Here is a 20,407-nt window from a genome sequence, read left to right on the forward strand (position 1 = left end):
GCCTCCGGGAGAGGTTAGTTGCCCTGAATTACGCTGGTGAGCGCAGTTTCCATTTCTTCGCTATTCATCAAGTCGGTTATACCGATGGCTCTGAATCCAGCAGCTTCGATTTCATCGGTGAGGTCGCGCATGGTGATAACAAAATCAATCCCTTGCCAGGTGGCAAGACCGGACAATACGTCATGTTCGAGTTCAATATCCCAGCCATGCTTGTCGATGATTTTTTGCGCTTTGATTTTGAGCATTAAGGAACTGCCCATACCGGTACGACAGACAATGAGACCTTTCATTTATTTTTCTCCTGTTTTGTAAAAATAATTATTTTCATTGCTATTGTTGTGAAAAAAATTATTATCTTAACGTGGGCAGAAAGATGTGACTGTGTTTGCATTTTGAGCAAAAAGGCGAAAAATGAGTCAGATTGACACTAACTTACTGATAAACATCAGAAATGAGGCTGGAGGGTTAAGCCCAATTCTGGAAAAAGTGGGCCGTTTTGTGACGGAGAACCCTGATTTTGTGATGAGACATACGATCACGGAGTTAGCGGATTCTATTGAAACCAGTGAAGGGAGTATTACCCGTTTTTGCCGCGCATTTGGTTTTAAAGGTTTTTCTGATTTCAGAACTGCGCTTGCGCTGGAGCAGGGAGCTGCGCGTCCTGAAGAGCAGGAAAATGATGAGGTCTCTGCCGTAGTGGCGAGCATTCGTGACAGCCATGCCATCATTAATACGCAAGAATTACAGGCTGCTGCGGCGTGGATCAACCAGGTTAATTCTGTCGCGATATACGCTGTTGGTACGGCGGTGCCCGTAGCGCTGTTCTTACAAATGAACCTGATTAAAATGGGTAAGGCGGCAAGTTTTGTCGATCGTTTTTACCTCACAACCTCATCCATGATGGTTGAACCGCAGAGCCAGGGAATCATTGTGGTGCACACTGAGCAGGCATCGGCTGATATGATGCAAGCGCTGGCGTTGGCGAAGCAGCATGGCGCGCGGATCCTTTCGCTGACCCGCGGCACCTTTGCGCCGCTTAGCCGTCTTTCGGACTGGAATCTACAGGCCGCCGTGGCCCTGAAAGGTGAGGGGGAGTATGGTTTTGCAGAAATCGCCGGTGCAATGATGGTGGCGGACAAATTACTCAATGCGCTGGAGGAGCAAGATGAGCGCTATGCGGAGTGCCGTAAAGCGCATCAGAAGAGCATTTTCTCAATTGAAAGCGTGGCGAATAAGCTCTCGGAATATTTTATGTCCTGAACCGTTTACTCAAGCGGCGCCAGATTTTTGGGGACGACATACTGTTTTCCATTATAAAGCAGGGTCCAGCTCGCCTTGCTGGACTTATCTTTTGAGGTACACTCAGCATTAGCCTGAAGATTGGCGTTGGATGCTACACTTTTCTCGCTTACACGAATATCAACGTATCCATTATGCGAGTCAGGCGTAAGTGAGAGGGTACGAGTAATATCGTTGAATGTTCCTTCACAGTTCCCGTCCCATTCCCCGGTACTGTTTTCAAGGACGATACCGTTTAATATCGTTCGTAGTTGGTGATTTTCAATAACAAACAGCGATAGCACATCTTCACTAAATGGATTTACACGGGAACTGCCGGTGCGGGCTATCCGCAAGCCAAATGCGGTTTGGTTAGTGGCGACTTTCCAGCGAGCGGTATCCAGTATCAGACCGGAAATTCGAATTGCGTCGTCATTCATCCTTTCGGGCAGGCGTAATCGTTGTTTAACGTCGAGACTCGCGGAGTCCAGTACCAAAAGTTCCAGATCGCCAGTATGATCGTAATCGTTATCCTGTTGTGCCATCAGCGGAATCGCCGCCAATGTCAGTTCCGGATGAGCGGGCCAGACGCGGCAAATTACGCTTTGCGCTGAGTTGCCCGTGATATCGATAACCTGATTGCTTTTGGTGAGCATCTTACCTTCCGCTGCTGGTTTTGCATCCGGCCACGCATGCTGCACAATGGTGTTGATATCACAGGTGCTGGCGGCATTCGTACTCTGAGCGAACAGCAAAAAAAATGCTGAAACAATTACTCTCATCGTGAAATCCTTTAGTGGCCTGAGAGGTAGAAGCGGGCAGCAACCAACTCACTGTCGGTTAAATCAATGAGTATTGGTAAAGAAAGCGACTGTTTCTTCGGTGGTGTCATCGTTATACAGATAACGAATCTTCGGTCCGGAATCTGACCGGACCGAAGCTGTATGGAATATAAAGAGCAGTGCGAATATTCCGTATCGCAAAAATCTATCCATGATTTACTTCCTTAATGCATAAACATTAATACATCACTTTATGACCATACTGCTCGAGAATGCCTTTTACGCGCTCCATGGTCTCTTTCTTCGGCGGTTTCACGCCATCGAGTTTGTACTCTTCGCCCATTGCCACCCATTTGTGTTTGCCCAACTCGTGATATGGCAGCAGCTCGATTTTTTCAACGTTGCCCATATCGCGGGTAAACTCACCCAGGCGGTGCGCAGAGTCGTCATCGTCAGACCAGCCAGGCACGACAACGTAGCGGATCCACACTTTGATGTCTTTATTGGACAGGTAACGCGCGAACTCCAGCGTACGATGGTTAGACACGCCGACCAGATTCTGGTGGATTTCGTCGTTCATCTGTTTGAGATCGAGCATCACCAGGTCGGTGACTTCCAGCAGTTCATCAATTACCGGATCGTAGCGGCGAACAAAACCGTTGGTGTCCAGGCAGGTGTGAATGCCTTCTTTTTTACAGGCGCGGAACCAGTCACGTACGAACTCAGCCTGCAGGATGGCTTCGCCACCGGATGCCGTCACGCCACCGCCGGAGGCGTTCATAAAGTGGCGATAGGTCACGACCTCTTTCATTAATTCGTCGACAGTGACTTCTTTACCGCCGTGCGTATCCCATGTGTCACGGTTATGGCAATACAGGCAGCGCATCAGGCAGCCCTGGAAGAAGGTAATAAAACGGATGCCCGGGCCGTCTACAGTGCCACAGGATTCAAAGGAGTGAATGCGACCAATAACTGACATTGCGGTGTTTCTCCAGATGTGGCCCATCCGGGGCCTGTGTTAGTGCACAGTTATTAACTGTGTCGAGTCTGTTTTGGCTGCTATCCATAAGTATAGATAGCTGACAAAGCAGGCTATTAAAAAGGCCCCACTTACGTGGAGCCTTTATTGTACGCTTTTTAAAGTACGATTTCAGTCAAAACCAATTACATGGTCTGAGTGAAAGTACGAGTAATAACGTCCTGCTGCTGTTCTTTAGTCAGGGAGTTAAAACGTACTGCGTAGCCAGAAACGCGGATGGTCAGCTGCGGATATTTTTCCGGATGTTCCATCGCATCCAGCAGCATTTCACGGTTCATGACGTTCACGTTCAGGTGCTGACCACCTTCGATGGACGCTTCGTGGTGGAAGTAACCATCCATCAGACCTGCCAGGTTAGTCTTACGAACTTCGTCGTCTTTACCCAGTGCGTTCGGAACGATAGAGAAGGTATAAGAGATACCATCTTTAGCGTAAGCAAACGGCAGTTTAGCAACGGAAGTCAGAGAGGCAACAGCACCTTTCTGGTCACGACCGTGCATTGGGTTAGCACCCGGTCCGAACGGCGCGCCAGCACGACGACCGTCTGGGGTGTTACCCGTTTTCTTACCATAAACCACGTTAGAGGTGATGGTCAGAACAGACTGAGTCGGGATAGCGTTACGGTAAGTAGTCAGTTTCTGAATTTTCTTCATGAAACGTTCTACCAGGTCAACCGCCATGTCATCTACACGAGAGTCGTTGTTACCAAACTGCGGGTATTCGCCTTCGATTTCGAAGTCGATAGCCAGACCGTCTTCGTCACGAATCGGTTTAACTTTCGCATATTTGATTGCAGACAGGGAGTCAGCAGCAACGGACAGACCAGCGATACCACACGCCATGGTGCGGATAACGTCACGGTCGTGCAGCGCCATCAGAGAGGCTTCGTAGCTGTACTTGTCGTGCATGTAGTGGATAACGTTCAGCGCAGTGACGTACTGTTTAGCCAGCCAGTCCATGAAGTGATCCATACGGTCCATTACTTCATCGAAGTTCAGAACGTCGCCTTTGATCGGTTCAGATTTAGGACCAACCTGCATTTTCAGTTTTTCATCAACGCCGCCGTTGATTGCGTACAGCATGGTTTTCGCCAGGTTTGCACGCGCACCGAAGAACTGCATTTGTTTACCAACAACCATCGGGCTTACGCAGCAAGCGATAGCGTAATCGTCGTTGTTGAAGTCCGGACGCATCAGGTCATCGTTCTCGTACTGCAGAGAAGAGGTGTCGATGGACACTTTAGCGGCGAATTTCTTGAAGTTCAGAGGCAGTTTTTCAGACCACAGAACGGTGATGTTCGGCTCCGGAGAAGGACCCATGGTGTACAGGGTGTTCAGGAAGCGGAAGCTGTTTTTGGTAACCAGAGTACGGCCATCAACACCCATACCACCGATAGATTCAGTTGCCCAAATCGGGTCACCGGAGAACAGTTCATCATATTCCGGAGTACGCAGGAAGCGAACCATACGCAGTTTCATGACCAAGTGGTCAATCATTTCCTGAGCGTCTTGTTCAGTGATTTTGCCTGCTTTGATATCACGTTCGATGTATGCATCCAGGAAGGTGGATACGCGACCGAAGGACATTGCTGCGCCGTTCTGAGATTTAACCGCGGCCAGGTAGCCGAAGTAAGTCCACTGGATAGCTTCCTGAGCGTTGGTAGCCGGACCAGAGATATCGCAGCCATATTTCGCTGCCATTTCTTTGATCTGACCCAGCGCGCGGTGCTGTTCAGCGATTTCTTCACGCAGACGGATAGTCGCTTCCAGGTTTACGCCGTTTTCCAGATCAGACTGCAGGGAAACAAACTGTGCGTATTTGTCTTTCATCAGGAAGTCGATACCGTACAGCGCAACGCGACGGTAGTCACCGATGATACGGCCACGGCCATACGCATCTGGCAGACCAGTCAGAACACCGGATTTACGGCAGTTCAGAATGTCTTTGGTATAAACATCGAATACGCCCTGGTTGTGGGTTTTACGGTATTCGGTGAAGATTTTTTTCAGCATCGGGTCCAGTTCGCGATTGTACGCTTTGCAGGAACCTTCAACCATTTTGATGCCGCCGAACGGAATGATCGCACGTTTCAGCGGAGCTTCAGTCTGCAGACCAACAATTTTCTCCAGCGCTTTGTTGATGTAGCCAGCGTCGTGAGAAGTGATGGTAGAAGCAACGGAGGTGTCAAAGTCAACAGGCGCGTGAGTGCGGTTTTCCTGTTTAACGCCTTCCATTACGCTGTCCCACAGCTTGGTGGTCGCGTCAGTAGCACCAGCCAGGAAGGACTCGTCACCCTCATACGGAGTGTAGTTTTTCTGAATGAAGTCACGTACGTTTACTTCATTCTGCCAGTCACCTTTGGTAAAACCTTCCCAGGCTGTGGCTAACTTTTCATTAAGCTCGGACATGTAACACCTACCTTCTTAAGTGGATTTTTTATTTACTACGTGTAATGAGCATCAACAGATTAATGATGATCGTTACCACGCAGGTAAATGACCCAGTATGTCAACCCGACCAACAAACCGCCGCCGATAATATTACCGATCGTAACCGGAATCAGGTTATCGGTGATGAAATTCATCACGGTCAGGTGAGAAAAATTCTCCGGAGAAGAACCGACAGCGGTCCAGAATTCCGGGGTGGCGAAATCGCGTATTACAATACCCATAGGGATCATAAACATGTTTGCGATACTGTGCTCAAAACCGCTGGCAACAAACATTGCGACCGGTAATACCATGATAAACGCTTTGTCCATCAGGCTGCGACCTGAGTAGCTCATCCATACGGCCAGACACACCATCAGGTTAGCCAGAATACCGAGGCTTACCGCCTCAACAAAAGTATGATGCACTTTGTGGTCGGCTGTTTGCAGGACGTTGAGTCCCCACGCGCCGTTGGCGGTCATATACTCGCCGGAAAGCCACATAAGTAACACGAAGATCAGGGCGCCAATCAGGTTGCCGACATAAACGTTAAGCCAGTTTTTAGCCAACTGTCCCCAGGTAATACGACCACTGGCTTTAGCAACAACAATCAGTACGGTTGAGGTGAAGAGGTCTGCACCGCAGATAACACAAAGAATCAACCCCAGGGAAAAGCAGATACCACCTATTAATTTTGCCATGCCGAAGGGCATAGTACCGGTACCGGTAGTGGCGGTGATATAGAAAACAAAGGCAATTGAAATGAATACACCGGCAGTAATTGCCAGATAGAACGTCTTAAGCGGATGTTTCGTTGCTTTATAGACGCCTGCTTCTTCGGCAACTTTGGCCATTGCAGCAGGAAGTAAAAGATCAAAAGGGTTGTCAGCTTTCACACTAACTCTCTCTTTATTAAGTCGGCGACGAGATACTAACAAAGCATTATAGATGAGAATTTGATATAGATCATATCTCGCCTGGCTTATAGGCCCGCAAGACGCATGGTTTTTATGCGATTGCGGAGTAACTTGTTGATTATCCAAATAAAAATAAATTTTAAAAATTATAAAGTGAGTTGAATTTTTTCTTTCAGCCTCCTGTTGGACGGTTAATTAATATGGAGTAATTGAGATGAAAAGCCACATTAATAAGCTATTTTTTTTAATATCAACTACTAATATTTAACCTTGCTTTTACATTTATTTTTTGATTTGACCAAAATAAAAAACAGGGCGCTTAAAGCGCCCCGTAATATAGCCCAGACAATACATTTAGCCTACTTAACGCAGGCTGTTTGGCACTATTTTGACCAGTGTGCTGCTTTCGCGCGCTGCAGTTTTTCATAGGCTTTCAGCAGAGACTGATGCGCCGGGAACGCGTGCAGATCGCTGTCTACTGGCTGAAGACCATAAAATGCGGCTTCACCACTCAATGCCGCACTTGCCGCTTCAACCGCATCGGCGCCGTACATGCGGACAAACGCGTTCAGATATTGCAGCGGCTGACGCTCCTCTTCCTGCGACAATAGCAGCAGCGTTTGCAGGCAACGGTAATAGTTTGCACGTTCAGCGCTAAACACGGAGGCGTTGAATTCCATCGTCCATTCTGTCCATACCAGCGCTTGCTCCAGGTCACCACCGGCCAGCGCCAGCATCACTTTAAGCTCGCCAATGCGCAGGGTGTACCAACCGTTATCTGCACCGGTCGCCAGACCAAGCAGTTCGCGTACGCGGGTGAAGTCGTCAAAACCTTCTTCATCCAGTTGCTCGAGCAGATTGAGATAGTCTTCTTTATCCCACTCACTGCCAGGCAGAGAGAGGATTGTTTCGCGCAGATGGGCACCCATTGCGTTGTTGGCTAACCACAGATCTTCAGCCGGATAGATGTCAGACATGCCCGGAACGATAGTGCGGCAGGCATATACCCCCAGATGTTCGTAGTCGGCGATATACACTTCTTTATCTTCTTGCTTGAAGATGGCCATCAGGGTGGCGAACTCTTCTTCCGTAGTGCCGGAGAAATTCCAGTCAACGAACGGATAATCAGCATCCTGCTTGAACAGATCCCAGGAGATCAGACCGCTGGAATCAATGAAGTGGGTTTCAAGGTTAGTGTGTTCAGCCACTTCTTCATCGTCGAAGGTCGGCGGGGTGAAGACATCAAGATCTTTCAGACCACGACCCTGCAGCAGTTCGGTAACGGTACGCTCCAGCGCAACGCCGAAATCCGGGTGCGCGCCGAAGGACGCAAAGCAGGTACCGTTGGCAGGGTTGAACAGGACAACGCAAATCACCGGGTACTTGCCGCCCAGCGAGCCATCGTAGGCGAAAATCGGGAAACCTTCCGCTTCCAGTTTGGCGATGGACTCCACTACCGCCGGGTAGCGCGCCATCACCTCGGCCGGGATTTCCGGCAGGCTAATGCTTTCCGCGATAATGCGGTTCTTCACATAACGTTCAAAGACTTCAGACAGACCCTGAACGCGCGCTTCGTTAGGCGTGTTACCCGCAGACATACCGTTAGAAACGTACAGGTTGCCGATAATATTCATCGGGATATAGACGGTCTGGTTATCAGACTGACGGGTAAACGGCAGGCCGCAGACGCCACGATCTTCATTACCGGATTGCAGATCGATAAGCATGCTTCCGGTCAATTCGTTCTCTGGATCGTAAAACGCGCGCAGACGCGCATCCAGCAGACCTTCCGGCACGTCGTCGTCTTCCGTCAGTGGGAACCATTTTTCGTTCGGATAATGCACGAACGGGCCGTTGGCGATGGTTTCACCCAGCCAGAAATCCGCAAAGAAGTAGTTCGTAGACAGACGCTCAAAATATTCACCCAGCGCGGAGGCCAGCGCCGCTTTTTTCGTCGCGCCTTTACCATTGGTAAAGCATAGCGCGCATTCTTTGTCGCGAATATGCACAGACCAAACGTTAGGCACAGGGTTCAACCATGAGGCTTCTTCAATCTGAAAACCAAGGTCGAGTAATTTTTGCTGGAAGCGAGCGATGGAGTCTTCCAGAGCGGCATCTTTGCCGGGAATAAATGTTTGCGTCATGAAAATCACTTTTGTCGTACGGAAAGCGCGCAATGATACGGGTTTTCAATGAACGGCGCTATCGCCGCCGGAGCCCAGGCGTAAATAAAACTATTGGCTATGCTTTCACACAGTCAACAATGTTAAGAGCACAAAATGAAAGCATTCGATTTACAGCGTATGGCACTGGATAAGGTGCCAATGGAGTTTCTTGGTGAGGTTGCGCTGCGCAGTCTCTATACCTTTATATTGGTTTTTCTGTTTTTAAAGCTTACAGGGCGGCGTGGCGTACGGCAGATGTCGCTTTTTGAAGTGCTGATTATTCTTACGCTGGGCTCTGCGGCGGGCGATGTTGCGTTTTATGACGATGTGCCGATGATTCCGGTGCTGGTGGTTTTTATTACCCTGGCGCTGCTTTATCGTCTTGTCATGTGGCTGATGTCACACAGCGAAAAGCTGGAAGATCTACTGGAAGGCAAGCCAGTGGTCATCATTGAAGACGGTGAATTGTCATGGTCAAAGCTTAATCGCGCCAATATGACGGAATTCGAATTCTTTATGGAGCTGCGTTTGAACGGCGTAGAGCAACTGGGGCAGGTGAAACTCGCTATTCTGGAGACGAATGGGCAGATCAGCGTTTACTTCTTTGCCGATGAAGACGTAAAACCGGGACTCAGTATCCTGCCTAAACATTGTACACAGCGATTTAAGGTGGTGCCTGAAACAGGCGACTATGCATGTGTACGGTGTAGTGAAGTGGTGCAAATGAGCGCGGGGGATCATCAATTATGTCCGCGCTGCGCAAATCCAGAATGGTCGAAGGCCAGTCGGGCAAAACGGGTCACCTGACAGCGAAAATATCGGTTTTTGTCCGTCAATCCGATAGATTCTGTTGTGTGATCGATGACTCATTTTTACCCCAGCCAGTTTTACCCATTGCGGCGCGTGTCACTGAATGATAAAACCGATATCCACAGGAATAACTTATACCAATGTCTGTCACCGGATTATCGTCAATGACAGGATGTTGATTGGATAACAACACAACGTGGTGAGGGGAAATGGCTCAGGTCTTCAATTTTAGTTCAGGTCCGGCAATGCTACCGGCGGAAGTACTTAAACTGGCTCAACAGGATCTTCGCGACTGGAACGGTCTTGGCACGTCGGTAATGGAAATTAGCCACCGGGGTAAAGAGTTTATCCAGGTTGCAGAGGAAGCAGAGCAGGATTTTCGCGATCTTCTCAGCATCCCCTCCAACTATAAAGTGTTGTTCTGTCATGGCGGTGGCCGTGGACAATTCGCCGGTATCCCGTTAAATATTCTCGGTGATAAAACGACGGCGGATTACGTCGATGCCGGTTACTGGGCTGCCAGTGCGATTAAAGAAGCGAAAAAGTACTGCACGCCAAACGTTATCGATGCCAAAGTCACCGTTGACGGTCTGCGCGCTGTTAAGCCAATGAGCGAATGGCAGCTTTCTGACAACGCCGCGTACCTGCACTATTGCCCGAATGAAACCATCGATGGCATTGCGATTGATGAAACGCCGAACTTTGCCAGCAATGTGGTGGTTACGGCGGATCTCTCTTCTACCATCCTCTCCGCGCCGCTTGATGTTAGCCGCTATGGCGTAATCTATGCCGGGGCGCAGAAAAACATTGGTCCTGCGGGACTGACGATTGTCATTGTACGCGAAGATCTGCTGGGTAAAGCGCATGTTTCATGCCCGTCAATCCTTGACTATACCGTGCTAAATGACAACGACTCCATGTTCAACACGCCGCCAACCTTTGCCTGGTATCTGTCTGGTCTGGTCTTTAAGTGGCTGAAAGAGCAGGGCGGTGTTAGTGCGATGGATAAAATTAACCAGCAAAAAGCAGAGCTGTTGTATGGCGTGATCGACAACAGCGACTTCTATCGTAACGATGTCGCGAAGTCGAACCGTTCACGTATGAACGTCCCGTTCCAACTGGCTGACAGCGCCCTGGATAAACTCTTCCTGGAGGAGTCTTTCGCTGCGGGTCTGCATGCGCTGAAAGGCCATCGTGTGGTCGGCGGTATGCGTGCGTCCATCTATAATGCGATGCCGCTTGAAGGCGTAAAAGCACTGACCGATTTCATGGTCGATTTCGAACGCCGCCGCGGTTAATCTGCTGTACTTTTCATCCCCACAGCCCGTCTGTGGGGTTTTTATATCTGTTTTGAGAGTTGAGTTTCATGGAATCCCTGACGTTACAACCCATTGCGCGGGTGGATGGCACCATCAATCTGCCTGGATCCAAAAGTGTTTCTAACCGCGCTTTGCTGCTGGCCGCATTAGCAAATGGCACCACTGTTCTGACCAACCTGCTGGACAGCGACGATGTCCGTCATATGCTCAATGCAATCAATGCGTTAGGGATTAGCTATACCCTTTCCGCCGATCGTACCCGCTGCGAGATTATCGGCAACGGCGGCGCATTACATGCCGAAAGGGCAGTGGAACTGTTTCTTGGCAATGCCGGAACCGCAATGCGTCCGCTGGCCGCTGCGCTGTGCCTTGGCAGCAATGACATCGTGTTGACAGGCGAACCGCGCATGAAGGAGCGCCCGATTGGCCATCTGGTTGATGCGCTGCGCCAGGGGGGAGCCAACATTGAGTACCTGGAACAGGAAAACTATCCGCCGCTTCGTTTGCACGGGGGCTTCTCCGGCGGGCAAGTTGAGGTAGACGGCAGCGTATCCAGCCAGTTCCTCACTGCGCTACTGATGACTGCACCGCTGGCGCCGCAGGATACAACGATCGCCATTAAAGGCGAGCTGGTATCTAAACCTTATATTGATATCACCTTGAATCTGATGAAGACGTTTGGTGTTGAAATTGGGAATCAGAACTACCAGCGCTTTGTCGTGCAGGGGCAGCAGCAGTATCAGTCTCCGGGCGCCTATCTGGTTGAGGGCGATGCTTCTTCTGCTTCATACTTCCTCGCGGCGGGCGCCATTAAAGGCGGCACGGTTAAAGTCACCGGGATTGGCCGCAACAGTATGCAGGGCGATATTCGCTTTGCTGATGTACTGGAGAAAATGGGCGCGACCATTACCTGGGGTGATGATTTTATTGCCTGTACTCACGGCGAACTGAACGCAGTGGATATGGATATGAACCATATTCCCGACGCGGCGATGACTATTGCCACGGCCGCGCTGTTTGCTAAAGGCACCACCACCCTACGCAACATCTACAACTGGCGCGTCAAAGAGACCGACCGTCTGTTTGCGATGGCGACGGAATTACGCAAAGTGGGCGCGGAAGTTGAAGAGGGGCATGACTTCATCCGCATCACACCACCAGCGACGCTGAAGTTTGCGGATATCGCAACCTATAACGATCACCGTATGGCGATGTGTTTCTCGCTGGTGGCGCTGTCTGATACCCCTGTGACCATTCTTGACCCCAAATGTACCGCCAAAACTTTCCCGGATTATTTCGAACAGTTGGCGCGTATTAGTACACCTGCCTGATTTTATTGCCGCACTACCCGGTGCGGCACATTCTGCCATCTCCGATTGTCTATTTCTTCTACACTCAGCTTCAATGATTCTGCATTTTTCACACAAAGATAACGATCGTTGTCGTTGGCGCGTATAATGCGCGGCGTTCACGTTAACGTATGCCCGTTTAAGGAGAAAAAGATGACGGCAATTGCCCCGGTTATTACCATTGATGGCCCAAGCGGTGCAGGTAAAGGCACCTTGTGCAAGGCAATGGCGGAAGCATTGCAGTGGCATCTGTTAGATTCAGGCGCGATCTATCGCGTACTGGCGCTCGCAGCGTTACATCACCATGTCGATGTCACCTCTGAAGATGCTCTGGTACCGCTTGCCTCACACCTGGATGTGCGTTTTATCTCAACGGACGGCAACCTGGAAGTCATTCTGGAAGGTGAAGATGTTAGTGGCGAAATCCGCACTCAGGAAGTGGCGAATGCCGCATCCCAGGTGGCTGCTTTTCCCCGCGTGCGCGAAGCGCTTTTACGTCGTCAACGCGCGTTTCGCGAAGCACCTGGACTGATTGCCGACGGACGCGATATGGGAACCGTCGTGTTCCCGGATGCGCCGGTGAAAATTTTTCTGGACGCCTCCTCGCACGAACGTGCGCATAGACGTATGCTACAGTTGCAGGAGAAGGGCTTTAGTGTTAACTTTGAACGCCTTTTGGCCGAGATCGAGGAACGCGATTACCGCGATCGTAACCGTGCTGTAGCGCCGCTGGTTCCCGCTGCTGATGCTTTAGTTTTGGATTCAACCCGATTAAGCATTGAGCAAGTGATTGAAAAAGCGTTACAATATGCGCGCCAAAAACTGGCACTCGCTTAAGTGCGACCGAATTTGCAGTACCCCCGTTGCAATGGACTGACAGCGGGTATGTTAAACAACCCCATCCGGCATGGAGCCAGGTGGACGTTAAATATGAAACCTGAAGATTAAACATGACTGAATCTTTTGCTCAACTGTTTGAAGAATCCTTAAAAGAAATCGAAACCCGTCCGGGTTCCATCGTTCGTGGTGTTGTTGTTGCTATCGACAAAGACGTAGTACTGGTTGACGCTGGTCTGAAATCTGAGTCCGCCATTCCGGCAGAGCAGTTCAAAAACGCCCAGGGCGAGCTGGAAATCCAGGTTGGTGACGAAGTTGACGTTGCTCTGGATGCAGTAGAAGACGGCTTCGGTGAAACCCTGCTGTCCCGTGAGAAAGCTAAACGTCACGAAGCTTGGATCACGCTGGAAAAAGCTTACGAAGAAGCTGCAACCGTTACTGGTGTTATCAATGGCAAAGTCAAGGGTGGCTTCACTGTTGAGCTGAATGGTATTCGCGCGTTCCTGCCGGGTTCCCTGGTAGACGTTCGTCCGGTCCGCGACACGCTGCACCTGGAAGGCAAAGAGCTTGAGTTCAAAGTCATCAAGCTGGATCAGAAGCGTAACAACGTTGTTGTTTCCCGTCGTGCCGTTATCGAATCCGAAAACAGCGCAGAACGCGATCAGCTGCTGGAAAACCTGCAGGAAGGCATGGAAGTTAAAGGTATCGTTAAGAACCTCACTGACTACGGTGCATTCGTTGATCTGGGTGGCGTTGACGGCCTGCTGCACATCACCGACATGGCATGGAAACGCGTTAAGCATCCGAGCGAAATCGTAAACGTTGGCGACGAAATCACTGTTAAAGTGCTGAAGTTCGACCGCGAGCGTACTCGTGTATCTCTGGGCCTGAAACAGCTGGGCGAAGATCCATGGGTAGCTATCGCTAAGCGTTATCCGGAAGGTACCAAACTGACTGGTCGCGTGACCAACCTGACCGACTACGGCTGCTTCGTTGAAATCGAAGAAGGCGTTGAAGGCCTGGTTCACGTTTCCGAAATGGATTGGACCAACAAAAACATCCACCCGTCCAAAGTTGTTAACGTTGGCGATGTAGTGGAAGTTATGGTTCTGGATATCGACGAAGAACGTCGTCGTATCTCCCTGGGTCTGAAGCAGTGCAAAAACAACCCATGGCAGCAGTTCGCGGAAACCCACAACAAGGGCGACCGTGTTGAAGGTAAAATCAAGTCTATCACTGACTTCGGTATCTTCATCGGCCTGGACGGCGGCATCGACGGCTTGGTTCACCTGTCTGACATCTCCTGGAACGTTGCAGGCGAAGAAGCAGTTCGTGAATACAAAAAAGGCGACGAAATCGCAGCAGTTGTTCTGCAGGTTGACGCAGAGCGTGAGCGTATCTCTCTGGGCGTTAAACAGCTCGCAGAAGATCCGTTCAACAACTGGGTTGCACTGAACAAGAAAGGCGCAATCGTAAACGGTAAAGTCACTGCAGTTGACGCTAAAGGCGCAACCGTAGAACTGGCTGACGGCGTTGAAGGTTACCTGCGCGCTTCTGAAGCTTCCCGTGACCGCGTTGAAGATGCAACTCTGGTTCTGAGCGTAGGCGACGACGTTGAAGCTAAATTCACCGGCGTTGATCGTAAGAACCGTGCAATCAGCCTGTCTGTTCGTGCTAAAGACGAAGCTGATGAGAAAGATGCAATCGCAACTGTTAACAAACAGGAAGATGCAAACTTCTCTAACAACGCAATGGCTGAAGCTTTCAAAGCAGCTAAAGGCGAGTAATATCAAGTTCTCTAAATCCTTTGTGCCGTTAACAGCACAAAGGGTGACGAGTAGCTTGACAGATTACAGGATTCGTCCTGTAATCAATGACAAAGGGCGGCTACGGCCGCCCTTAATCAATGCAGCAGCTAATTATGCCTTTAAGGAACCGGAGGAATCATGACCAAGTCAGAATTGATTGAAAGACTTGCAACCCAGCAACCTCATATTCCCGCGAAAGCGGTTGAAGATGCAGTAAAAGAGATGCTGGAACATATGGCCTCGACTCTTGCGCAGGGCGAGCGTATTGAAATCCGCGGTTTCGGCAGCTTCTCTTTGCATTACCGCGCACCTCGCACCGGACGTAATCCGAAGACCGGCGATAAAGTGGATCTGGAAGGGAAATACGTTCCGCACTTTAAACCAGGTAAAGAACTGCGCGATCGCGCCAATATTTACGGTTAAGTTTTTAGCGAGACTTAACGCCGAGGAAAGCACCTGCATGGGTGCTTTTTTCATTTCTGCAGGCCCATACTGGAATCCCCATCCCAATTAATTCGCATGTTACATCCGCCGCCAAAGATCAGCGGAACGCGTGCCGTATAACAGTAAATTGTCGCCAGACAACCGTTGAGTATTACTACACACTCCCCGCAACAGGGAGGTATTGATGAAAATAACAACGGTGAGTACGTGTGCATTGTGCGGCATTCTTCCTCTGATGCTATTACCCGCGCTACCTGAGATGCTGAGCATCAGCGTTGTATTTTGTCTGGCATGTCTGCTCTGCCTTTTTCCCCACAAACATATGCGTTTCGCCGGGTTGACCCTGCTGTTTTTTCTTTGGGGAATAATGGCGGCGAAAGATGCACTTTGGGCGGGTAATACGCTTCCTGCTAAAAACCAGCAGGCAATTGTGCGCATAACCGGAACCGACAATATGACCACGCACTATGGTCAGATCACGCACCTGCAGGGGCGGCGAATCTTTCCTGCGCAAGGAATTGTTCTGTATGGGCAGTACCTGCCCGGCGACGTTTGCGCGGGCCAGACATGGGCGATGACGCTGAAAGTTCGCGCCGTACACGGCCAATTGAACGAGGGGGGATTTGACAGTCAACGTTATGCGTTAGCACAGCATCAGCCGCTGACGGGACGGTTCTTGCAGGCTTCGGTCATCGCGCCACAATGTAGCTTACGTTCGAAGTATCTCTCTTCGTTGAAAATCCAGCTCGCCAACTATCCCTGGCAGCAGGTCATTCTGGGGCTGGGTATGGGGGAGCGCCTGTCCGTGTCACAAGAGGTAAAAGCCATTATGCGTGATACCGGCACAGCGCATTTGATGGCTATCTCCGGGCTGCATATTGCGTTTGCCGCACTTCTGGCGGGAGGGCTGATTCGCGGTGGACAATTTTTTATGCCAACCAAATGGATTTGCTGGCAGGTTCCGTTGGTTGGCGGGATTATCTGTGCGACATTCTATGCCTGGTTAACGGGGCTTCAGCCTCCTGCATTGCGCACGATTGTCGCGCTGATGGTCTGGGGGGCGCTGAAGCTAAGCGGCAGGCAGTGGAGCGGATGGTCGGTCTGGGTCTGTTGTCTCGCAGCCATCGTGGTGGCGGATCCTCTCGCTATTCTGTCACAGAGTCTGTGGTTATCTGCTTTTGCCGTCGCGGCGCTGATATTCTGGTATCAGTGGGTACCTTTACCTGCCTGGTCTCTCTCTCGCATTGGACGCATACTGCTGGCCCTCGCGCATCTGCAACTGGGGATCACGATTCTGCTTCTGCCTGTGCAAATTTCGATGTTTCACGGCATCAGCCTGACTTCATTGGTGGCTAATTTATTTGCCGTACCGCTGGTCACGTTTGTTTCCGTACCGCTGATATTAGCCGGCATGCTGGTGCATTTAACCAGTCTGGGAGGGCTGGAATCGGGACTGTGTTATTTAGCCGATCGCTCTCTGGCGCTGTTATTTTGGGGACTTAATGCTCTGCCTCAAGGCTGGATCAATATAGATGCTCGCTGGCAATGGCTTGCATTGGCACCTGGGCTGATGCTCATCGCATGGCGACTGAATGCCTGGCGTACTCTACCGATGCTTTGTTTCACAGTGCTATTTTTGCTGAGTGAACCGCTCTGGCGGGCGCCACGCACGGATGCATGGCAAGTGCATATGCTGGACGTCGGGCAGGGACTGGCGATGGTGATCGCCCGCAATGGGAAAGCAATTCTATATGATACGGGGCTGGCATGGCCTGAGGGAGATAGCGCGCAGCAATTGATCATTCCCTGGTTACGCTGGCACAACCTCAAGCCAGAAGGGATAATTTTAAGTCACGAGCATATGGATCATCGGGGAGGGTTGCGCTCGCTGCAACAAGCATGGCCATTCTTATGGATAAGAAGCCCACTAGGCTGGAAAGGTCATCTTCCGTGTTTTCGCGGGGAACGCTGGCAATGGCAAGGATTAACGTTCAGTGCACACTGGCCCCTGCGCGGAAATAAAGCGCGGGGGAATAACCAATCCTGCGTGGTTAAAGTCGATGACGGATACCAGAGTATTCTTCTGACCGGTGATATTGAGTCTCCCGCTGAACAAAAAATGCTAAGTCACTACTGGTCTCATCTGCAGTCAACTGTCATGCAGGTTCCACACCATGGCAGCAATACTTCGTCATCACTGGCGCTGATTCAGCGTGTTGGCGGACAGGCGGCGTTGGCCTCGGCATCCCGTTACAATGCCTGGCGACTGCCATCCTGGAAGGTGAAGCGGCGCTATCGGCAACAAGATTATCAATGGCTGGACACGCCACATCAGGGGCAGATTACGCTGGATTTTTACCCACAAACCTGGCAAATGCGCAGCATGCGGGATCAGATTTTACCCCGTTGGTATCATCAGTGGTTTGGCGTGTCGGAGGATAACGGGTAGAATATGCGGCTATTCTAACAAATGCTGGTTTTTTGAATGCATAACGATAAAGATCTCTCTACGTGGCAGACGTTTCGCCGACTATGGCCAACCATAGCGCCTTTTAAATCGGGTCTGATCGTGGCGGGTATAGCGTTAGTCCTTAACGCGGCCAGCGATACCTTCATGTTATCGCTCCTCAAGCCATTACTGGATGATGGTTTTGGTAAAACTGACCGCTCGGTGCTGCTGTGGATGCCGCTGGTGGTCATTGGGCTGATGATAGTTCGTGGTTTAACCAGCTATGTCTCCAGCTATTGTATCTCATGGGTGTCGGGCAAAGTGGTTATGACCATGCGCCGTCGCCTGTTTGGTCACATGATGGGCATGCCAGTCTCCTTTTTCGATAAACAGTCTACAGGTACGTTGCTGTCACGTATTACCTATGATTCAGAGCAGGTAGCGTCATCGTCTTCCGGCGCGCTGATCACCGTGGTACGTGAAGGGGCCTCAATTATTGGCCTGTTCATCATGATGTTCTATTACAGCTGGCAGCTGTCATTGATTCTGATAGTACTGGCGCCAATTGTATCAGTGGCGATTCGTGTGGTTTCTAAGCGCTTTCGTAGCATCAGTAAAAACATGCAAAACACCATGGGGCAGGTTACGACCAGTGCGGAGCAGATGCTGAAAGGCCACAAAGAAGTTCTGATTTTTGGTGGGCAGGAAGTCGAAACTAAACGCTTTGATAAAGTCAGCAACAAGATGCGTTTACAGGGTATGAAGATGGTTTCCGCCTCTTCGATCTCCGATCCTATCATCCAGTTGATTGCGTCTCTGGCTCTGGCCTTCGTGTTATATGCAGCCAGTTTCCCAAGCGTCATGGAAAACCTGACGGCAGGGACCATTACCGTTGTCTTCTCGTCAATGATCGCGCTGATGCGTCCGTTGAAATCGCTAACTAACGTCAACGCGCAGTTCCAGCGTGGTATGGCGGCATGCCAGACCTTATTCACGATTCTGGATAGCGAACAGGAGAAAGACGAAGGTAAACGCGTTATCGAACGCGCTACCGGCGATCTGGAATTCCGCAATGTGACCTTTACTTATCCGGGACGTGAAGTCCCTGCGCTGCGTAACATCAACCTGAATATTCCGGCGGGTAAAACCGTCGCTCTGGTTGGTCGTTCGGGTTCAGGTAAATCTACCATCGCCAGTCTGATCACGCGCTTCTACGATATCGATGAAGGGCAGATTCTGATGGATGGACACGATCTGCGCGAATATACCCTGGCATCCCTGCGCGATCAGGTTGCTTTGGTTTCGCAGAATGTGCACCTGTTTAACGATACGGTCGCGAATAACATCGCCTACGCGCGTACCGATTTATACAGCCGTGAGCAGATTGAAAAAGCGGCGCAGATGGCCTATGCCATGGATTTCATCAATAAGATGGATAATGGTCTGGATACGGTGATTGGTGAAAACGGCGTATTGCTTTCCGGCGGACAGCGTCAACGTATCGCTATCGCCCGTGCCTTACTGCGTGACAGTCCGATCCTGATCCTTGATGAAGCTACGTCGGCTCTTGATACTGAATCTGAACGCGCGATTCAGGCTGCACTGGATGAGCTACAGAAAAACCGTACTTCTCTGGTCATTGCACACCGTCTTTCTACCATTGAGCAGGCGGACGAAATCATCGTGGTGGAAGACGGGGTGATTGTTGAGCGCGGAACCCATAACGAGCTGATTGAGCAACGCGGCGTGTATGCGCAATTACACAAAATGCAATTTGGTCAATGATCGCACGTATCTGGTCTGGTGAATCGCCGCTGTGGCGCTTATTACTTCCACTCTCCTGGCTGTATGGTCTGGTGAGTGGGGGGATCCGCTTATGCTACAAACTTGGGCTCAAGCGCGCATGGCGCGCGCCAGTACCCGTTGTCGTAGTGGGAAATCTTACCGCAGGCGGGAACGGTAAAACGCCGGTGGTGATTTGGCTGGTTGAACGACTACAACAACGAGGTATCCGCGTGGGCGTGGTTTCTCGTGGTTATGGTGGAAAAGCCGCGGCTTACCCGCTGTTACTGACCGCTGATACCACAACTGCAGAAGCGGGCGATGAACCTGTGCTCATCTACCAGCGCACCGGCGTGCCGGTAGCTGTTTCTCCGAACAGAGCAGATGCGGTAAAAGCGATTTTGGCGCATCATGATGTGCAGATTATTGTGACGGACGATGGTCTACAGCATTATCGTCTGGCGCGAGATGTTGAAATCGTGGTGATTGACGGCGAACGTCGGTTTGGCAATGGCTGGTGGCTTCCGGCCGGTCCCATGCGGGAACGCGCAGGTCGGCTTAAATCGGTGGATGCGACAATCGTTAACGGTGGCAGTCCACAGCCGGGGGAGATTCCCATGCGACTTGAACCCGGGCTGGCCGTTAATTTACGCACGGGTGAACGCCGTGATGTGGCGCAACTAACCAATATTGTCGCCATGGCGGGTATTGGCCATCCGCCCCGTTTTTTTGCCACGCTTGAAGCGTGCGGAGCCAAACCACAAAAATGTATTGCGCTGGCAGATCATCAATCTCTGACCTACAGTGACGTCAGTGCGTTTTCAGACGCAGGGCAAACGCTGGTGATGACGGAAAAAGATGCGGTTAAATGCCGCGCATTTGCTGATGATAACTGGTGGTATTTACCCGTGGACGCACATTTGTCAGGCGAACGGCCTGATATGTTGCTGGATAGCTTAATCTCGCTGACTCGCTAACGGATTCAAGCTGCGGCAGCGA

General features: G+C 50.7%; 16 protein-coding genes. 10 read left to right on the forward strand and 6 right to left on the reverse strand.

Going from position 1 to position 20,407, the window contains the following annotated elements:
* Positions 1-14: 14 nt before the first annotated feature.
* A complete protein-coding gene (locus FDX14_RS07630; protein WP_042309466.1) occupies positions 15-290 on the reverse strand; it encodes a PTS sugar transporter subunit IIB in 276 nt (91 codons plus the stop codon).
* A 121-nt stretch (positions 291-411) separates the two neighbouring features.
* Between FDX14_RS07630 and FDX14_RS07635 the strand changes: the two genes are divergently transcribed.
* Positions 412-1,260 carry a MurR/RpiR family transcriptional regulator gene (locus FDX14_RS07635; protein ID WP_042309464.1) on the forward strand — a complete coding sequence of 283 codons (849 nt, stop codon included), beginning with the start codon at positions 412-414 and terminating at the stop codon, positions 1,258-1,260.
* A gap of 5 nt (positions 1,261-1,265) precedes the next feature.
* On the opposite strand, the gene FDX14_RS07640 is transcribed toward FDX14_RS07635, so the two are convergent.
* From FDX14_RS07640 to ycaO, 5 genes are all read right to left on the reverse strand, one after another.
* Positions 1,266-2,060 (reverse strand): PA3715 family protein, encoded by a 795-nt coding sequence (locus FDX14_RS07640; protein ID WP_042309459.1) that lies wholly within the window; start codon positions 2,058-2,060, stop codon positions 1,266-1,268.
* 238 nt (positions 2,061-2,298) lie between these two features.
* On the reverse strand, positions 2,299-3,039 hold the full coding sequence (gene pflA, locus FDX14_RS07645) for a pyruvate formate lyase 1-activating protein (protein ID WP_003035751.1): 741 nt from the start codon (positions 3,037-3,039) through the stop codon (positions 2,299-2,301).
* A 185-nt stretch (positions 3,040-3,224) separates the two neighbouring features.
* Positions 3,225-5,507 (reverse strand): formate C-acetyltransferase, encoded by a 2,283-nt coding sequence (gene pflB, locus FDX14_RS07650; protein ID WP_006685273.1) that lies wholly within the window; start codon positions 5,505-5,507, stop codon positions 3,225-3,227.
* Between the two features lie 59 nt (positions 5,508-5,566).
* Positions 5,567-6,424, reverse strand: a complete 858-nt coding sequence (gene focA / locus FDX14_RS07655) for a formate transporter FocA (protein ID WP_032939923.1) — start codon at positions 6,422-6,424, stop codon at positions 5,567-5,569.
* A gap of 404 nt (positions 6,425-6,828) precedes the next feature.
* Positions 6,829-8,589, reverse strand: coding sequence for a 30S ribosomal protein S12 methylthiotransferase accessory factor YcaO (ycaO, locus tag FDX14_RS07660; protein WP_137349299.1), 1,761 nt, complete (start codon positions 8,587-8,589; stop codon positions 6,829-6,831).
* A 135-nt stretch (positions 8,590-8,724) separates the two neighbouring features.
* Here ycaO and FDX14_RS07665 point away from each other — a divergent pair, with 135 nt between their 5' ends.
* The 9 genes from FDX14_RS07665 to lpxK all read left to right on the forward strand — a co-directional run bounded on the left by FDX14_RS07665 (position 8,725) and on the right by lpxK (position 20,385).
* Positions 8,725-9,417, forward strand: a complete 693-nt coding sequence (locus tag FDX14_RS07665; protein WP_038639302.1) for a DUF421 domain-containing protein — start codon at positions 8,725-8,727, stop codon at positions 9,415-9,417.
* Positions 9,418-9,629: 212 nt separating this feature from the next.
* Positions 9,630-10,718, forward strand: coding sequence for a 3-phosphoserine/phosphohydroxythreonine transaminase (gene serC, locus FDX14_RS07670; RefSeq protein ID WP_137349300.1), 1,089 nt, complete (start codon positions 9,630-9,632; stop codon positions 10,716-10,718).
* Between the two features lie 68 nt (positions 10,719-10,786).
* Entirely contained in the window at positions 10,787-12,070 is a 1,284-nt protein-coding gene (aroA, locus tag FDX14_RS07675) for a 3-phosphoshikimate 1-carboxyvinyltransferase (RefSeq protein ID WP_137349301.1), read from the forward strand.
* A gap of 171 nt (positions 12,071-12,241) precedes the next feature.
* Positions 12,242-12,925 (forward strand): (d)CMP kinase, encoded by a 684-nt coding sequence (cmk, locus tag FDX14_RS07680; protein WP_032939922.1) that lies wholly within the window; start codon positions 12,242-12,244, stop codon positions 12,923-12,925.
* Positions 12,926-13,038: 113 nt separating this feature from the next.
* A complete protein-coding gene (gene rpsA / locus FDX14_RS07685) occupies positions 13,039-14,712 on the forward strand; it encodes a 30S ribosomal protein S1 (RefSeq protein WP_003035776.1) in 1,674 nt (557 codons plus the stop codon).
* 159 nt (positions 14,713-14,871) lie between these two features.
* A complete protein-coding gene (gene ihfB / locus FDX14_RS07690) occupies positions 14,872-15,156 on the forward strand; it encodes an integration host factor subunit beta (RefSeq protein ID WP_003035780.1) in 285 nt (94 codons plus the stop codon).
* Between the two features lie 205 nt (positions 15,157-15,361).
* Positions 15,362-17,626: a ComEC family protein gene (locus FDX14_RS07695; protein WP_137349302.1), complete on the forward strand. Its 2,265-nt coding sequence runs from the start codon at positions 15,362-15,364 to the stop codon at positions 17,624-17,626.
* 36 nt (positions 17,627-17,662) lie between these two features.
* The gene (gene msbA / locus FDX14_RS07700; protein ID WP_042309449.1) at positions 17,663-19,411 is read left to right on the forward strand and encodes a lipid A ABC transporter ATP-binding protein/permease MsbA; all 1,749 of its coding nucleotides are present in this window, start codon (positions 17,663-17,665) and stop codon (positions 19,409-19,411) included.
* The gene (lpxK, locus tag FDX14_RS07705; protein ID WP_137349303.1) at positions 19,408-20,385 is read left to right on the forward strand and encodes a tetraacyldisaccharide 4'-kinase; all 978 of its coding nucleotides are present in this window, start codon (positions 19,408-19,410) and stop codon (positions 20,383-20,385) included. Before msbA ends, lpxK begins: the two co-directional genes overlap by 4 nt.
* The last annotated feature ends 22 nt before the right edge of the window (positions 20,386-20,407 follow it).

Source organism: Citrobacter sp. wls710 (genome assembly GCF_005281115.1).
Taxonomy (GTDB): Bacteria; Pseudomonadota; Gammaproteobacteria; order Enterobacterales; family Enterobacteriaceae; genus Citrobacter; species Citrobacter werkmanii.

What these genes read in the sequence shown, in the direction of transcription:
- FDX14_RS07630 (WP_042309466.1), bottom strand. Translation starts at nt 290, where the DNA reads ATGAAAGGTCTCATTGTCTGTCGTACCGGTATGGGCAGTTCCTTAATG.
- FDX14_RS07635 (WP_042309464.1), top strand. Translation starts at nt 412, where the DNA reads ATGAGTCAGATTGACACTAACTTACTGATAAACATCAGAAATGAGGCT.
- FDX14_RS07640 (WP_042309459.1), bottom strand. Translation starts at nt 2,060, where the DNA reads ATGAGAGTAATTGTTTCAGCATTTTTTTTGCTGTTCGCTCAGAGTACG.
- pflA (WP_003035751.1), bottom strand. Translation starts at nt 3,039, where the DNA reads ATGTCAGTTATTGGTCGCATTCACTCCTTTGAATCCTGTGGCACTGTA.
- pflB (WP_006685273.1), bottom strand. Translation starts at nt 5,507, where the DNA reads ATGTCCGAGCTTAATGAAAAGTTAGCCACAGCCTGGGAAGGTTTTACC.
- ycaO (WP_137349299.1), bottom strand. Translation starts at nt 8,589, where the DNA reads ATGACGCAAACATTTATTCCCGGCAAAGATGCCGCTCTGGAAGACTCC.
- FDX14_RS07665 (WP_038639302.1), top strand. Translation starts at nt 8,725, where the DNA reads ATGAAAGCATTCGATTTACAGCGTATGGCACTGGATAAGGTGCCAATG.
- serC (WP_137349300.1), top strand. Translation starts at nt 9,630, where the DNA reads ATGGCTCAGGTCTTCAATTTTAGTTCAGGTCCGGCAATGCTACCGGCG.
- aroA (WP_137349301.1), top strand. Translation starts at nt 10,787, where the DNA reads ATGGAATCCCTGACGTTACAACCCATTGCGCGGGTGGATGGCACCATC.
- cmk (WP_032939922.1), top strand. Translation starts at nt 12,242, where the DNA reads ATGACGGCAATTGCCCCGGTTATTACCATTGATGGCCCAAGCGGTGCA.
- rpsA (WP_003035776.1), top strand. Translation starts at nt 13,039, where the DNA reads ATGACTGAATCTTTTGCTCAACTGTTTGAAGAATCCTTAAAAGAAATC.
- ihfB (WP_003035780.1), top strand. Translation starts at nt 14,872, where the DNA reads ATGACCAAGTCAGAATTGATTGAAAGACTTGCAACCCAGCAACCTCAT.
- FDX14_RS07695 (WP_137349302.1), top strand. Translation starts at nt 15,362, where the DNA reads ATGAAAATAACAACGGTGAGTACGTGTGCATTGTGCGGCATTCTTCCT.
- msbA (WP_042309449.1), top strand. Translation starts at nt 17,663, where the DNA reads ATGCATAACGATAAAGATCTCTCTACGTGGCAGACGTTTCGCCGACTA.
- lpxK (WP_137349303.1), top strand. Translation starts at nt 19,408, where the DNA reads ATGATCGCACGTATCTGGTCTGGTGAATCGCCGCTGTGGCGCTTATTA.